The 13,573-nt window shown below is 73.6% G+C and carries 10 protein-coding genes; 7 read left to right on the top strand and 3 right to left on the bottom strand.

Annotated features, from left to right (window positions below; genetic code table 11):
- Nucleotides 1-67 precede the first annotated feature (67 nt).
- The gene (locus IE260_RS01860) at nt 68-826 is read right to left on the bottom strand and encodes a hypothetical protein (protein WP_189868627.1); all 759 of its coding nucleotides are present in this window, start codon (nt 824-826) and stop codon (nt 68-70) included.
- A gap of 105 nt (nt 827-931) precedes the next feature.
- Here IE260_RS01860 and ggt point away from each other — a divergent pair, with 105 nt between their 5' ends.
- Nucleotides 932-2,731: a gamma-glutamyltransferase gene (gene ggt, locus IE260_RS01855; protein WP_189868626.1), complete on the top strand. Its 1,800-nt coding sequence runs from the start codon at nt 932-934 to the stop codon at nt 2,729-2,731.
- An 11-nt stretch (nt 2,732-2,742) separates the two neighbouring features.
- Here ggt and IE260_RS01850 read toward each other — a convergent pair whose 3' ends face one another.
- Both IE260_RS01850 and map read right to left on the bottom strand, forming a co-directional pair.
- A complete protein-coding gene (locus tag IE260_RS01850) occupies nt 2,743-5,271 on the bottom strand; it encodes an ATP-dependent Clp protease ATP-binding subunit (protein ID WP_189868625.1) in 2,529 nt (842 codons plus the stop codon).
- A 131-nt stretch (nt 5,272-5,402) separates the two neighbouring features.
- Nucleotides 5,403-6,179: a type I methionyl aminopeptidase gene (gene map, locus IE260_RS01845; protein WP_189868624.1), complete on the bottom strand. Its 777-nt coding sequence runs from the start codon at nt 6,177-6,179 to the stop codon at nt 5,403-5,405.
- A gap of 32 nt (nt 6,180-6,211) precedes the next feature.
- Here map and IE260_RS01840 point away from each other — a divergent pair, with 32 nt between their 5' ends.
- The 6 genes from IE260_RS01840 to IE260_RS01815 all read left to right on the top strand — a co-directional run bounded on the left by IE260_RS01840 (nt 6,212) and on the right by IE260_RS01815 (nt 13,573).
- Entirely contained in the window at nt 6,212-6,463 is a 252-nt protein-coding gene (locus IE260_RS01840) for a helix-turn-helix domain-containing protein (protein WP_189868623.1), read from the top strand.
- A gap of 106 nt (nt 6,464-6,569) precedes the next feature.
- Nucleotides 6,570-8,705 (top strand): hypothetical protein, encoded by a 2,136-nt coding sequence (locus IE260_RS01835; RefSeq protein WP_189868622.1) that lies wholly within the window; start codon nt 6,570-6,572, stop codon nt 8,703-8,705.
- Between the two features lie 177 nt (nt 8,706-8,882).
- Complete coding sequence (locus IE260_RS01830; protein ID WP_189868621.1) at nt 8,883-9,725, top strand: nitrilase-related carbon-nitrogen hydrolase; 843 nt, start codon at nt 8,883-8,885, stop codon at nt 9,723-9,725.
- Nucleotides 9,722-11,005 (top strand): aspartate aminotransferase family protein, encoded by a 1,284-nt coding sequence (locus tag IE260_RS01825; protein WP_189868620.1) that lies wholly within the window; start codon nt 9,722-9,724, stop codon nt 11,003-11,005. Before IE260_RS01830 ends, IE260_RS01825 begins: the two co-directional genes overlap by 4 nt.
- Nucleotides 11,006-11,036: 31 nt before the next feature.
- A complete protein-coding gene (locus IE260_RS01820; protein WP_189868619.1) occupies nt 11,037-12,605 on the top strand; it encodes a PucR family transcriptional regulator in 1,569 nt (522 codons plus the stop codon).
- Nucleotides 12,606-12,730: 125 nt separating this feature from the next.
- Entirely contained in the window at nt 12,731-13,573 is an 843-nt protein-coding gene (locus IE260_RS01815) for a nitrilase-related carbon-nitrogen hydrolase (RefSeq protein WP_189868618.1), read from the top strand.

Raw genomic sequence — 13,573 nt, 5'->3', positions numbered from 1 at the left:
CCCCACTCGCCGCACCCGACGCCGCGGGGCCGCCCTCCGGGCGACGACGGGAACCGTCGGACAGGTCCTAGGCCCGGTGGGAGCTGCGGGGAGCCGGTGCCGCCGCCGGCAGCGGGCTCGTCGCCGCCCGGGTGACGTCTGCGACGAGTTCGACCACGTCGGGGCCGTACGCCTGGGAGTTGATCACCTTCAGCAGCAGGACGAACGAGTTGTTGCCGTGCTTGCGGGCCAACCGTTCGTGATGGCGGGCGAGGTAGCGGGTGGCGGCCTGGTTGGTGATCGCGCGCTGGCCGCAGAAGAGGAACACCGGCCGGGCCTCGCGGCGGTCGCCGGCCGTCAGCCGGGCCAGCATGACGTACTCCGTGACACCGGACTCCAGCCGGTAGCGCTCGCCGCCGATCTGGAAGGCGCCGCGGTCCGGGCCCGGCTCCGGGTCGACGTTGACGCGCACCCCGGGGAGCATGGCTGACATGTGGGCCATCATGCGCCGGTTCGATGCGGGGCCGCCCACGCAGAACTCGGTGCGCTCGCCGAAACCCTGGTGCACCGAGTCCTGCGTGACCACCTGGACGTGGGCTTTGCAGTCCTTGATCAACGCGGACAGCTCCAGCAGCGCGAACACGTCGAAACGGTGGACCGCCGGTTCGGAGGCGGCCGGATCGCGGTTGACGACGAGCAGCGACTCCGAGTTCTCCGGCAGCCCGAGGAACGCCTGCTTGCGCCGGAGCTTCCGCCTCCACAGATACGTACGGGCGAGCCAGCCCAGCGAGGCGCTGATGCCCGCCGCCATCACTCCCAGGACGATGTTGCGCACGTCGTCATTCATGGGCGCGCATGCTAGCGGCCCGGAGCGGACCGGTGTTCGACAGGTCCCTGACGCGGCCATGACGATGAATTAAGCTGCCCGGACGGCCTTTCCCTGGAGGTGCGGATGCGTCGCCCTGTCGCACGGAATCTGACGGTCCTGGCGGTCTCGGCCGCCGTGGTGTCGGTGGGCGCGGCGGCCCCACCCGGCCCCGAGAGCGGTCCCACCCCGAAAACCCCGGTCGCCGTCGGGTACGGCGGCGCGGTCGCCAGCGTCGACCCGGACGCCTCCGCCGCCGGCATCGAGGTCCTGCGCAAGGGCGGCAACGCCGTCGACGCCGCCGTAGCCACCGCCGCCGCGCTCGGCGTCACCGAGCCCTACTCCGCGGGCATCGGCGGGGGCGGCTACTTCGTGTACTACGACGCCAAGTCCCGCACGGTGCGCACCGTCGACGGCCGCGAGACCGCGCCGCTCACCGCCGACGGCAAGCTCTTCACGGAGAACGGCAAGCCGCTCGCCTTCGCCGACGCCGTCAGCAGCGGCCTCGCCGTCGGCACCCCCGGCACGCCCGCCACCTGGCAGACCGCCCTCGACAAGTGGGGCAGCAGGAAGCTCTCCTCCGTGCTCGCGCCCGCCGAGCGGCTGGCCCGCGACGGCTTCACCGTCGACGACACCTTCCGCTCCCAGACCGCGGCCAACGAGAAGCGGTTCAGGTACTTCCCCGACACCGCCGAGCTGTTCCTGCCGAACGGCGAACTCCCGGTCGTCGGTTCCACGTTCAAGAACCCCGACCTCGCCCGCACCTACCGCGAGCTGGCCCGCGAGGGAGTCGGCGCGATCTACCACGGCGACCTCGGCGAGGACATCGTCGCCACCGTCAACAAGCCGCCCGTCGACCCGGACTCCGGCTGGAACGCCCGCCCCGGCGACCTGTCCGCCGAGGACCTCGCGGCCTACCGTGCCAAGCTCCAGCCGCCCACGAGGACGTCCTACCGCGGACTGGACGTCTACTCCATCGCCCCGTCCTCCTCCGGCGGCACCACGGTCGGTGAGGCCCTCAACATCCTCGAGCGCACCGACCTGTCGAACGCGGGCAAGGCGGGCTACCTGCACCGCCTCATCGAGGCGAGCCGCATCGCCTTCGCCGACCGCGGGCGCTGGGTCGGCGACCCCGCCTTCGAGGACGTCCCCACGAAGGAGCTGCTGTCGCAGCGGTACGCCGACTCCCGCGCGTGCCTGATCAAGGACGACGCGGTGCTCACCAGCCCCCTCGCCCCCGGCGACCCGCGGCGCCCGGCGTCCTGCGCGGGCGGCGGCAAGGCGGCCCCGACGACGTACGAGGGCGACAGCACCACCCACCTCACGGTGGCCGACAAGTGGGGGAACGTCGTCGCCTACACGCTCACCATCGAGCAGACCGGCGGCAGCGGCATCACCGTGCCCGGCCGGGGCTTCCTGCTCAACAACGAGCTGACGGACTTCTCCTTCGCCCCGGCCAACCCGGCCGTGCACGACCCGAACCTGCCCGGTCCCGGCAAGCGCCCCCGGTCGTCGATCGCGCCCACCATCGTGCTGGACCGGCACGACAGGCCGGTCGTGGCGGTCGGCACGCCCGGCGGCGCGACCATCATCACGACCGTGCTGCAGACCCTGACCGGGTTCCTCGACCGCGGCCTCCCGCTCGTCGACGCGATCGCCGCGCCGCGCGCCAGCCAGCGCAACGCCGCCCAGACCGAGCTCGAACCCGGCCTCTACGACAGCGGACTGCGCGGGCAGCTGGAGGCCATCGGGCACTCCTTCAAGTCCAACCCGGAGATCGGCGCCGCGACCGGCGTGCAGCGCCTGCCGGACGGCAGGTGGCTGGCCGCCGCCGAGAAGGAGCGGCGCGGGGGCGGCTCGGCGATGGTGGTGCGCCCGGCGCGATAGCGGCGGGACGGTCACAGTTCGGGGGCGGGCCGCTCCTGCGTACGGAACGCGAGCCGCCCGTCCTCGACGTCCACCGTCACCCGGCCGCCCTCCGTGACGCGGCCGTCCAGCAGCAGCCGGGACAGCTCGTTGTCGACCTCGCGCTGGATGGTGCGGCGCAGCGGACGGGCACCGTACTCGGGCTGGTAGCCGCGCTCGGCGAGCCAGTCCACCGCCGGGCCGGTGAAGTCCACGGTGATGCCCTGCGCGCTCACCATGCGGCGGGTCTGCTCCAGCAGCAGGCTGGTGATCTGCCGCAGCTGGTCGCCGCTGAGCTGGCGGAAGACGACGATCTCGTCGATGCGGTTGAGGAACTCCGGCCGGAAGTGCTCGCGCAGCGGGCGCAGCACCTGCTCGCGCCGGGCCTCCTCGTCCGCCTCCGCGCCGCCCGCCCCGAAGCCGATGCCGGCGCCGCGCCGGATGATCACGTCGGAGCCGAGGTTGCTGGTCATCACGACGACCGTGTTGGTGAAGTCCACCGTCCGGCCCTGGGAGTCGGTCAGCCGCCCGTCGTCGAGGACCTGCAGGAGGACGTTGAAGACGTCCGGGTGCGCCTTCTCCACCTCGTCAAGCAGCAGCAGCGAGTACGGGTGCCGGCGCACCACCTCGGTGAGCTGGCCGGCCTCCTCGTGCCCGACGTACCCGGGTGGCGCGCCCACCAGGCGGCTGACCGTGTGCCGTTCCTGGTACTCGCTCATGTCCAGCCGGACCATGCGGTCCTCGCTGCCGAACAGGGACTCCGCCAGCGCCCGCGCCAGCTCGGTCTTGCCGACGCCGGTCGGGCCGAGGAAGAGGAAGCTGCCGATCGGCCGGTCGGGGCTCGCGAGCCCGGCGCGGGAGCGCAGAACGGCGTCGGAGACGACCCGGACGGCCTCGTCCTGGCCGACGACCCGCTCGTGCAGGTGCTCCTCCAGGCGCAGCAGGCGGTCCTTCTCCTCCTGGGTGAGGCTGCTGACGGGGATGCCGGTCTGCCGGGACACCACCTCCGCGATGGCCTCGGTGCCGACCACGAGATTCTGTCCCTCGTCGGCCTCGCCGTCGCCGGCGGTCTCGGAGAGCCGCTGCTTCAGTTCGGTGATCCGGTCGCGCAGCTGCAAGGCCTGCTCGTACTGTTCGTCGGCGACGGCCTGGTCCTTGTCCCGGGTCAGCTGCTCGACCTCGCGCTCCATGGCCCGTACGTCCGTGCCCTTGGTACGGGCCTGGAGCCGCACCCGGGCACCGGCCTGGTCGATCAGGTCGATGGCCTTGTCCGGCAGCCGCCGGTCGGTGAGGTAGCGGTCGGACATCTCCACGGCCGCCACCAGCGCCTCGTCGGTGTAGCGGACCTGGTGGTGGGCCTCGTAGCGGTCGCGCAGACCGCGCAGGATCTCGATGGCGTCCGTGACGGTCGGCTCGGGCACCAGGATCGGCTGGAAGCGCCGGGCGAGCGCCGCGTCCTTCTCGATCCGGCGGTACTCCTCCAGCGTGGTGGCGCCCACGATGTGCAGCTCGCCGCGGGCCAGGGCCGGCTTGAGGATGTTCCCGGCGTCCATCGACCCGCTCTCGCCGCCGCCGCCCGCACCGACCACGGTGTGCAGCTCGTCGATGAAGATGATCAGCTCGCCGGAGTGGGCGCGGATCTCGCCCACGATGTTGTTCAGACGCTCCTCGAAGTCGCCCCGGTAGCGGGTGCCCGCGACCACGCCCGTCAGGTCCAGGGTGACCACCCGCCGCCCGACCAGCACGTCGGGCACGTCCCCGTCGGTGATGCGCTGCGCCAGTCCCTCCACGATGGCGGTCTTGCCGACGCCCGCGTCACCGATCAGCACCGGGTTGTTCTTGCCGCGGCGGGAGAGGACCTCGACGGTCTGCTCGATCTCGTCGTCGCGTCCGATGACCGGGTCGATCATGCCCTGCCGGGCCAGATCGGTCAGGTCGCGGCCGTACTTGTCCAGGGTCGGCGTGTTGGTGGTCCGCGGCTTCTCCGCGCGGGCCTTCGTGGCGTCGGGGGCCTCGGGCGGGAGGCCGGAGGGGGCGAACCGGGCCGCGTTCAGGATGTGCCCGGCGGCCGAGTCGGGGTTCGCCGCGAGGGCGCTGAGCACGTGCTCCGGGCTGATGTACCCGGTGCCCGACGCGCGGGCCAGTTCGTGCGCGTCCAGCAGGGCGCGCTTGACGGCCGGAGTCAGGGAGAGCGAGGTCGGCGGCGGGGCCTCGCCCGGGGGGTGCTGGACCGGGCCGGTCCGCTCGTCGATCTGCGACGCCAGCGTGTCGGGGTCCGCGCCGGCCCGGCTGAGCAGGCTCCGGGTCGGCTCGGTGGCGAGCGCGGCCCGGAGCAGGTGCTCGGTGTCGAGGTCCCGGCTTCCGTGCTCGGCGGCGTACTGGGCGGCCCCGCGCACGAGCTCCCTGGCCGGCTGGCTCAGCAGCCGGCCGATGTCGATCTGCCTCGGGCGAGGGCCGCCGAAGAAGCGTGCGAGAAATTCCGCGAACGGGTCGCCCTCCGGGCCCATGTAGCCGCTTGTCATCGTCTCGGGTCCTCCGCTGCTCCGCTGCTCGACGTGCCGGGGCCGGGTAACCCGGCCGGGCGCCGGTCATGCCCAACATGACACGTTCTGTTCCTGCGGGCATGTTCAGGAGCGCCGGGGAGGGGGCACTCTCAGAGGCCGTCCCTCGCCGTCAGCACGCGCGGACCGGTCTCCGTGATCGCCACCGTGTGCTCCACGTGGGCGGCCCGGGAGCCGTCGTTCGTGCGCAGGGTCCAGCCGTCCGGGGCGCAGTGGTAGTCGTCCCGGCCGCCGCCGATCAGCATCGGCTCGATGGCGAGGACCATGCCGTGGCGCAGGGGGAGTCCGCGGCCCGGCCGTCCCTCGTTGGGCACCCCCGGGTCCTCGTGCATGCGCCGGCCGATGCCGTGGCCGCCGAAGTCCTCCATGATTCCGTAGCCGCCCGCCCGGCAGACCGAGCCGATGGCGTGCGCGATGTCGCCGATGCGGTTGCCGACGACGGCCGCCTCGATGCCGGCCGCGAGCGCCCGCTCGGCGGTCTGGATCAGGGACACGTCCGCCGGGCGCGGGGTGCCGACGACGAAGCTGATCGCCGAGTCGCCGGCCCAGCCGTCCAGCTGGGCACCGCAGTCGATGGAGACGAGGTCGCCGTCGCGCAGCCGGTAGCCGTCCGGGATGCCGTGCACGATCGCGTCGTTCACCGAGGCGCAGATCACGGCGGGGAAGGGCGTCTGTGCGAAGGAGGGCCGGTAGCCGAGGAACGGCGAGCCGGCTCCGGCCTCGCGCAGCACCTCGCGCGCCACCGCGTCCAGCTCCAGCAGGGAAACGCCCACGTCCGCGGCCTGCCGTACGGCGGTCAGGGCCCGCGCGACGACCTGGCCGGCCTCGTGCATGGCGTCGATCGATGTGTCCGTCTTCAGTTCCACCATGCCAATTACTATACCGGTATTAGAATGACGGCATGGTGCGGAACCCCCTGACCCCCGAAGAGCGCGAGCGCGGCGAGCGGCTCGGGCGGCTGCTCCGCGCGGCCCGCGGCGAGCGCAGCATGACGGAGATCGCGGCGAGCGCCGGCATCTCCGCCGAGACGCTGCGCAAGATCGAGACCGGACGGGCGCCGACCCCGGCGTTCTTCACGGTGGCCGCGCTGGCCCGCGCCCTCGGGCTGTCCATGGACGAACTGGCGGGGCAGTGCGTGCTCACGCCGGTGTGAGGGCTGTGTGACGCCCGCCCCTGAAAACTCCCTGTAGCGACGCCGTAACACGGCTGGTGTTCCCTACGACCGGACCGGAGTGCTCCAGTCGGGCGGGAGTTGAGCGATGGCCGTGGAACAGCTGCCGGGTCGGGTGCGGGAGTTCACGCACTACCTGACCGGCCTGCTGGCACGCCTGGACCAGGGCGCGGGCTGGTGCGGGGTGTTCTGGCAGCGCGACCCGGACGGCATGCGGGCCTGTCTGGACGGGCGGGAGATGCCGCCCTGGGACGTGCTGGAGGCGCTCCTCCAGGACCTCGCCGGGTACGATCCCGCGGCCGCCGCGGCGGAGACGGACCACGCCCGTGCCCTGCACGCCGCGGCGCTCACCGCTCACGATGCCCTCCCCGGCGCCCGGGACGCCCTGGGGGACCGGCTCGACGTCATGCTCCGCGAGCAGCGGTACGCCGCCGAGCGGCTGGCGGAACTGGGCCGGCTGCTCGCCTCGGCCACCACCGCGGAGGCGGCCGACGCCCTCCGGCTCGACCTCGCCTGGGCGCGCGACGACCACGTACGGGCGACCGCCCGGTGCGCCGAGCTCCGGGCCCGCATGGCGGAGCTGGACCGGCACGCTTCCGGCGGCCGGACCGGGGCCGTGCCCTTCGGCCCGACGGGGGGCGAGAGTCCCGCGCGCGGCGCGGCGCGGAGCGGCCACGGCGCCGCCACCGACAGGGCCGACGGGCCCGGACCCCAGAGCCCCGCCGCAGCCGCCGCCCCCGACGAGAACGGCGCGCCGCCACCGGGACGGTTCCCCGCACAGCCGGACGCCGGCACCCACGGGACGGGGCAGACGCCTGGTGGCGGTGGCGGTTCGTGGCCGGGGGACTTCTCCGCGGGGGCCGGCGCGGATGGTGCCGGCAGCCCGGACCACCCGGTGTCCGGCGAGGCCGGTGCTGGGGTCGCGTCTGGCGGGGTGGGGCGTTCTGCTGTCGTCGGGCCTGGTGGCGGCGATGGCTCGTGGTCGGGCACCGTGGAAGCGGGCGTGGATGGTGCCGGTGGGCTGCGCCGCCCGGTGTCCGGCGAGGCTGGTGCTGGGGTCGCGTCTGGCGGGGTGGGGTGTTCGCCTGTCGTCGGGTCTGGTGGCGGTGGCGGTTCGTGGCCGGAAAGCCGTTCCGTGGAGGCGGGCGTGGAGGGTGCCGGTGGGCTGCGCCGCCCGGTGTCCGGCGAGGCCGGTGCTGGTGTCGCGCCTGGCGGGGTGGGACGTTCGCCTGTCGTCGGGTCTGGTGGCGGTGGCGGTTCGTGGCCGGAAAGCCGTTCCGTGGAGGCCGGCGTGCAGGGTACCGGGTGGCTGCAGCAGCCGGTGTCCGGCGGGACCGGTGCCGGTGTCACCCCCGACGGGCCCGGTGCCGGGAGGCCGGTGGCCCCTGGGGCCCGGCCCCACCCGGGGCAGCGATCGGCGTCCGTCGCCGCCCCTCGGCAAGCGGCGCCCGCCCCGGCGCAGGAAGCGACCGCCCCACCGCACGACACCGGGCCCGACCGCAAGCAGCGCAGACGGCGTCGGGGAAGCGCGCGCTTCGCCGGGATCGTCGAGGAGGACGCCGCCCCCGTCGCCGTACCGCCCGGGGACGCACCCGCCCCGCCCGTACCCTCCGCCGCCGGCGGCCGCTCCCCGCGCGGGGCCCGGTTCGCCGGGGCCGCGCAGCCGGCGGAGCCGCCGCCCGAGTCGCCGGCCCGGGCGGACGGGCGCGAGGTCGCCCGGCTCGTCGAGGCGCTGGCGGCGCTGCGCGCCGAGGGCCGCACCGGGGAGGCGCACGCCCTGCTGGCCGAGGCCGCCCACTGGCCCGCCGTCCGCTTCCCGCTGCTCGCCCCCGCCATGGAGCGGGCCGGGCTGGGCGCCGACTGGGCGACCCTGCTGTGGGAGGCGGCATCCCTGCCCGCCGACCGGCTGGTCGCCGCCGCAGACGCGCTGCTCGCGGCCGGGCGAGGAGACGACGGCGAGCAGATGCTGCGCCAGGGCGTCGTACGGTCCGCCGCCGAGATCGGCCGGGCCGTGCTCGCCCTCGTCGCCGAGGGCCGCCACCGCGAGGCACGCGCGCTCCTCGACGCCTGCGTCCGCGCCCGCACCCCCGAGGAGGCCGCCCGCTGCGCCGAGCCCGGCCCGCAGGTGCTCGTGCCGCTGCTGCTGGAGGCGGCGCGGGGCGTCTCCGAGGAACGCCGATGGGACCTCGTCCACGCCCTCCGCGTCGCCGGATTCACCACCTGACCGAGCCTCATCAGCCCCAACAGCCCCACCACTCACCCACAGGAGTGCGAAACGGCATCGACACCCCGGCTCGGCGACGATGGTCTTGGCAAGCCCGTCCGGGAGGCTTACTTTCGACCCTCTACGACCCGCTTCTACGGGCGTAGAGGCTCTGACGTCCCGTCGAAGGAGCAGCTCATGGCCAACGTCGTACGTGCCGCTCTGGTCCAGGCGACCTGGACCGGCGACACCGAGTCCATGGTGGCGAAACACGAGGAGCACGCCCGCGAGGCGGCCAGGCAGGGCGCGAGGATCATCGGGTTCCAGGAAGTCTTCAACGCACCCTACTTCTGCCAGGTCCAGGAGCCGGAGCACTACCGCTGGGCCGAGCCCGTGCCCGACGGGCCGACCACCCGCCGCATGCAGGCACTCGCGCGCGAGACCGGCATGGTGGTCGTCGTCCCCGTGTTCGAGGTCGAGCAGTCGGGCTTCTACTACAACACCGCCGCCGTGATCGACGCCGACGGCACCGTCCTCGGCACGTACCGCAAGCACCACATCCCGCAGGTCAAGGGCTTCTGGGAGAAGTACTACTTCCGGCCCGGAAACCTCGGCTGGCCCGTCTTCGACACGGCCGTCGGCAAGGTCGGCGTCTACATCTGCTACGACCGGCACTTCCCGGAGGGCTGGCGTCAACTCGGGCTCGGCGGCGCCCAGCTCGTGTACAACCCGTCCGCCACCCACCGGGGTCTGTCCGCCCACCTGTGGCGCCTGGAGCAGCCCGCGGCGGCCGTCGCCAACGAGTACTTCGTCGCCGCGATCAACCGCGTCGGGCAGGAGGAGTACGGCGACAACGACTTCTACGGGACGTCGTACTTCGTCGACCCGCGCGGACAGTTCGTCGGCGACCTCGCCAGCGACACCAAGGAGGAACTGCTCGTCCGCGACCTGGACTTCGACCTCATCGAGGAAGTGCGGCAGCAGTGGGCCTTCTACCGCGACCGCCGTCCCGACGCCTACGAAGGGCTGGTGCGCCCGTGACGAAGGACCTGCTCGGCCGGCATCGCTCGGTCCTGCCCGACTGGCTCGCCCTGTACTACGAGGACCCGCTGGAGATCACGCACGGCGAGGGCCGCCACGTCTGGGACGCCGCGGGCAACAAGTACCTCGACTTCTTCGGCGGCATCCTCACCACGATGACCGCGCACGCCCTGCCCGAGGTGACCAAGGCGGTGAGCGAGCAGGCCGGGCGGATCATCCACTCCTCGACCCTTTACCTCAACCGGCCGATGGTCGAACTCGCCGAACGCATCGCCCAGTTGTCCGGCATCCCCGACGCCCGCGTCTTCTTCACCACCTCCGGCACCGAGGCCAACGACACCGCCCTGCTGCTGGCGACGGCCTACCGGCGCAGCAACACCGTCCTGGCCATGCGCAACAGCTACCACGGCCGTTCCTTCAGCGCCGTCGGCATCACCGGCAACCGCGGCTGGTCCCCGACCTCCCTGTCCCCGCTCCAGACGCTCTACGTCCACGGCGGCGTCCGCACCCGCGGACCCTACGCCCACCTGGACGACCGTGACTTCGTCGCGGCCTGCGTCGACGACCTCGAGGACCTGCTCGGCCACACCCGCGCGCCGGCCGCGCTGATCGCCGAGCCGATCCAGGGCGTCGGCGGCTTCACCTCCCCGCCGGACGGCCTGTACGCCGCGTTCCGCGAGGTGCTGCACGAGCGGGGCATCCTGTGGATCGCCGACGAGGTGCAGACCGGCTGGGGCCGCACCGGCGACCACTTCTGGGGCTGGCAGGCCCACGGCCGCAGCGGCCCGCCGGACATCGTGACCTTCGCCAAGGGCATCGGCAACGGCATGTCCATCGGGGGTGTCATCGCCCGCGCGGAGGTCATGAACTGCCTGGACGCCAACAGCATCTCCACCTTCGGCGGCACCCAGGTCACCATGGCGGCCGGCCTCGCCAACCTCAACCACCTGCTGGAGCACGACCTCCAGGGCAACGCCCGGCGGGTCGGCGGGATGCTCATCGAGCGGCTGCGGGCGGTCGCCGCCCAGGTGCCGCACGTACGGGAGGTGCGCGGACGAGGCCTGATGATCGGCATCGAGCTGACCAGACCCGGCACCGACGAGGCCGACCCGCAGGCGGCGTCCGCCGTACTGGAGGACGCCCGCGCGGGCGGGCTGCTGATCGGCAAGGGCGGCGGCCACAGCACCAGCGCCCTGCGTATCGCGCCGCCGCTGTCCCTCACCGTCGCGGAGGCCGAGGAGGGCGCCGCGATCCTGGAACGCGCTCTGCGGAGCATCTGACGGCCGCGCACCGAGCGGAGGGACCGCCGCCATGACCACCACCTGGAAGCAGCCCTGGGAGCCCGCCCTGTCGGTCCGCCAGGTCCTCGCTCTGGAGCGGGTGCTGGCCGGGGAGCCCGAGGTGGTGGCCGGGGCCGGCCGGCTCGACCGGCCCGTGCGCTGGGTGCACGTCGCCGAGGCCGCCGACGTCGGCGTGATGCTCAGCGGCGGCGAGATGGTGCTCACCACCGGGGTGCTGCTCGCCGGCGACGACGGCAAGCAGACCGAGTACATCCGCTCCCTGCACCGCGCGGAGGCCGCGGCCGTCGTCCTCGGGCTCGGCCGCGCCTTCCCCAGCCCGCCCGACGTGATGTGCCGCACGGCCGAGCGGTGCGGGCTGCCCATGGTGGTCCTGCACCGCCCGTTCCCGTTCGCCGAGCTGACCGAGGAGGTGCAGTCCCGGCTGCTGCGGCGCAAGTTCGCCGCCGTCAGCCTCTCCGAGGCCGTGCGCACCGAGCTGACCGGACTGATCACCGCCGGCGCCCCGGTGCAGCGGCTGCTCGACGAGGTGGCCCGGCACGGCGGCTGCCCGGTCGTCGTCACCAATCTCGCCCACCGTGTCCTGGCCACGGCGGGGGAGCGGGCCGCCGTGGACGACGTGCTGCGCGACTGGGAGCGCATCGCCCGCCAGGCCGGGGCCGGGCCGGGCGACGGCTGGATCCGCGCCGAGCTCAGCTGCCGCGGCGAGCGCTGGGGGCGGCTGGTGCTCTGCGGCTACCGCGGCGACCGGGCCACCGGGCGGCTGCTCGCCGACCGCGCCGCCGAAGCGCTCGTCCTGCACCGCATGCTCGGCGGCCACGAGGCGCAGTCCTGGGAGCGGCAGGCCACGCGGAGCCTGCTCACCGACCTGATCGGCGGCGCCGTACCGGCACGGCAACTGCTGCCCCGGGCCCGGGCGGCGGGCCTGCCCGTGGGCCGGCGCACCTTCGTTCCCCTGGTCGTCCGCGATCCGGGTCCCGCCCGCCCGGACCGGGTGCTGCGGCTGCTGGGCCTGCCGGGGATCGTCGCGGAACTCGCCGACGGCACCACCGCCGTACTGCTCAGTCTCGCCCCCGACCAGGACGACCGGGCACTGACCGCCCACTTCGCGGCCCGGCTGCGGTCGGAGCCGGGGGCGTCCTCCACCGTGGTGGCCGCGGCCGACGCCCGCGCCGGCTGGGACGACGTGCCCGCCGGCCTGCGCGAGGCCCGGCACGTCGCCGACGCCGTCGCCGGCTCCTCGGCCGCCCTGGACCTGCCGCCCGTCGTACGCCTGCGGGACATCCACCTGCGCGGCCTCGTCCGGTTGCTGCGCGACGACCCGCACGTGCAGTCCTTCGCCGAACGCGAGCTGGACGGCCTGCTGCGGGGCCCCGACGACGACCTGCTGTCCGTGCTGCGGACCTACCTCGCCACCGGCCGCAACAAGTCCCGCACCGCCCAGCTCCACCACGTGTCCCGGCCCGCCCTCTACCGCCGCCTGGAGGCGATACAGGGCCGGCTCGGCGTCGACCTCGACGACTTCGAGCAGGCCGCGTCCGTGCACATCGCACTCCTCGCCCACGACGCACAACGGGGATGACCCATGGACCAGGACCGCAGTGACACCGTGGCACGCCGCACGCCCGCAGACGTGACACCGTGCCACTCAATCCGGCCACCGGGACTTCCTACGCTCGGCCCACACCCAGCGAGTGGAGGCTGACGATGAGCCGAGTGATCCGTGCCGCCCTCTTCCAGACCGCCTGGACCGGCGACAAGGAATCGATGATCCGGGTCCACGAGCAGGCCGTGCGCGACGCCGCCGCCCAGGGCGCCGGGGTCCTCTGCTTCCAGGAGCTGTTCTACGGCCCGTACTTCTGCCAGGTGCAGGACCCCCAGTTCTACGCGTACGCCGAGCGCATCCCCGACGGCCCGGTCGTCGAGCGCTTCCGGCGGCTCGCCCGCGAGCACGGCATCGTCCTGGTGCTGCCGATGTACGAGCAGGAACAGCCCGGCGTCCTCTACAACACGGCCGCCGTGATCGACGCGGACGGCTCCTACCTCGGCAAGTACCGCAAGACCCACCTGCCGCAGGTCCACGGCTTCTGGGAGAAGTTCTACTTCCGGCCCGGCAACAGCGGCTGGCCGGTCTTCGACACGGCCGTCGGGAAGATCGGCGTCTACATCTGCTACGACCGGCACTTCCCCGAGGGCTGGCGGGCGCTCGGCCTCGCGGGCGCCGAGGTCGTCTTCAACCCGTCGGCGACCTCGCGCGGCCTGTCGGGATACCTGTGGCAACTGGAGCAGCCGGCGGCGGCCGTCGCCAACGAGTACTTCGTCGGCGCCATCAACCGGGTCGGCGTGGAGGAGTACGGGGACAACGACTTCTACGGGACCTCGTACTTCGTCGACCCGGAGGCGCAGTTCGTCGGCGAGGTCGCGAGCGACAAGGAGACCGAACTCGTCGTCAGGGACCTCGACATGGCCAAGCTGCGCGAGGTCCGCGACCGCTGGCAGTTCTACCGCGACCGGGCACCGGGCGCCTACGCGCCGCTGACCGCGCCCTGA

The sequence above is a fragment of the Streptomyces viridiviolaceus genome (assembly GCF_014650995.1).
GTDB lineage: Bacteria > Actinomycetota > Actinomycetes > Streptomycetales > Streptomycetaceae > Streptomyces > Streptomyces viridiviolaceus.
The sequence above is the reverse complement of the archived record's forward strand: the minus strand, read 5'-3'. Positions and strand labels throughout refer to the sequence as shown.

Excerpts from the sequence above, each read along its gene's own strand:
- IE260_RS01860 (WP_189868627.1), bottom strand. The coding sequence starts at position 826 with ATGAATGACGACGTGCGCAACATCGTCCTGGGAGTGATGGCGGCGGGC.
- ggt (WP_189868626.1), top strand. The coding sequence starts at position 932 with ATGCGTCGCCCTGTCGCACGGAATCTGACGGTCCTGGCGGTCTCGGCC.
- IE260_RS01850 (WP_189868625.1), bottom strand. The coding sequence starts at position 5,271 with ATGACAAGCGGCTACATGGGCCCGGAGGGCGACCCGTTCGCGGAATTT.
- map (WP_189868624.1), bottom strand. The coding sequence starts at position 6,179 with ATGGTGGAACTGAAGACGGACACATCGATCGACGCCATGCACGAGGCC.
- IE260_RS01840 (WP_189868623.1), top strand. The coding sequence starts at position 6,212 with ATGGTGCGGAACCCCCTGACCCCCGAAGAGCGCGAGCGCGGCGAGCGG.
- IE260_RS01835 (WP_189868622.1), top strand. The coding sequence starts at position 6,570 with ATGGCCGTGGAACAGCTGCCGGGTCGGGTGCGGGAGTTCACGCACTAC.
- IE260_RS01830 (WP_189868621.1), top strand. The coding sequence starts at position 8,883 with ATGGCCAACGTCGTACGTGCCGCTCTGGTCCAGGCGACCTGGACCGGC.
- IE260_RS01820 (WP_189868619.1), top strand. The coding sequence starts at position 11,037 with ATGACCACCACCTGGAAGCAGCCCTGGGAGCCCGCCCTGTCGGTCCGC.
- IE260_RS01815 (WP_189868618.1), top strand. The coding sequence starts at position 12,731 with ATGAGCCGAGTGATCCGTGCCGCCCTCTTCCAGACCGCCTGGACCGGC.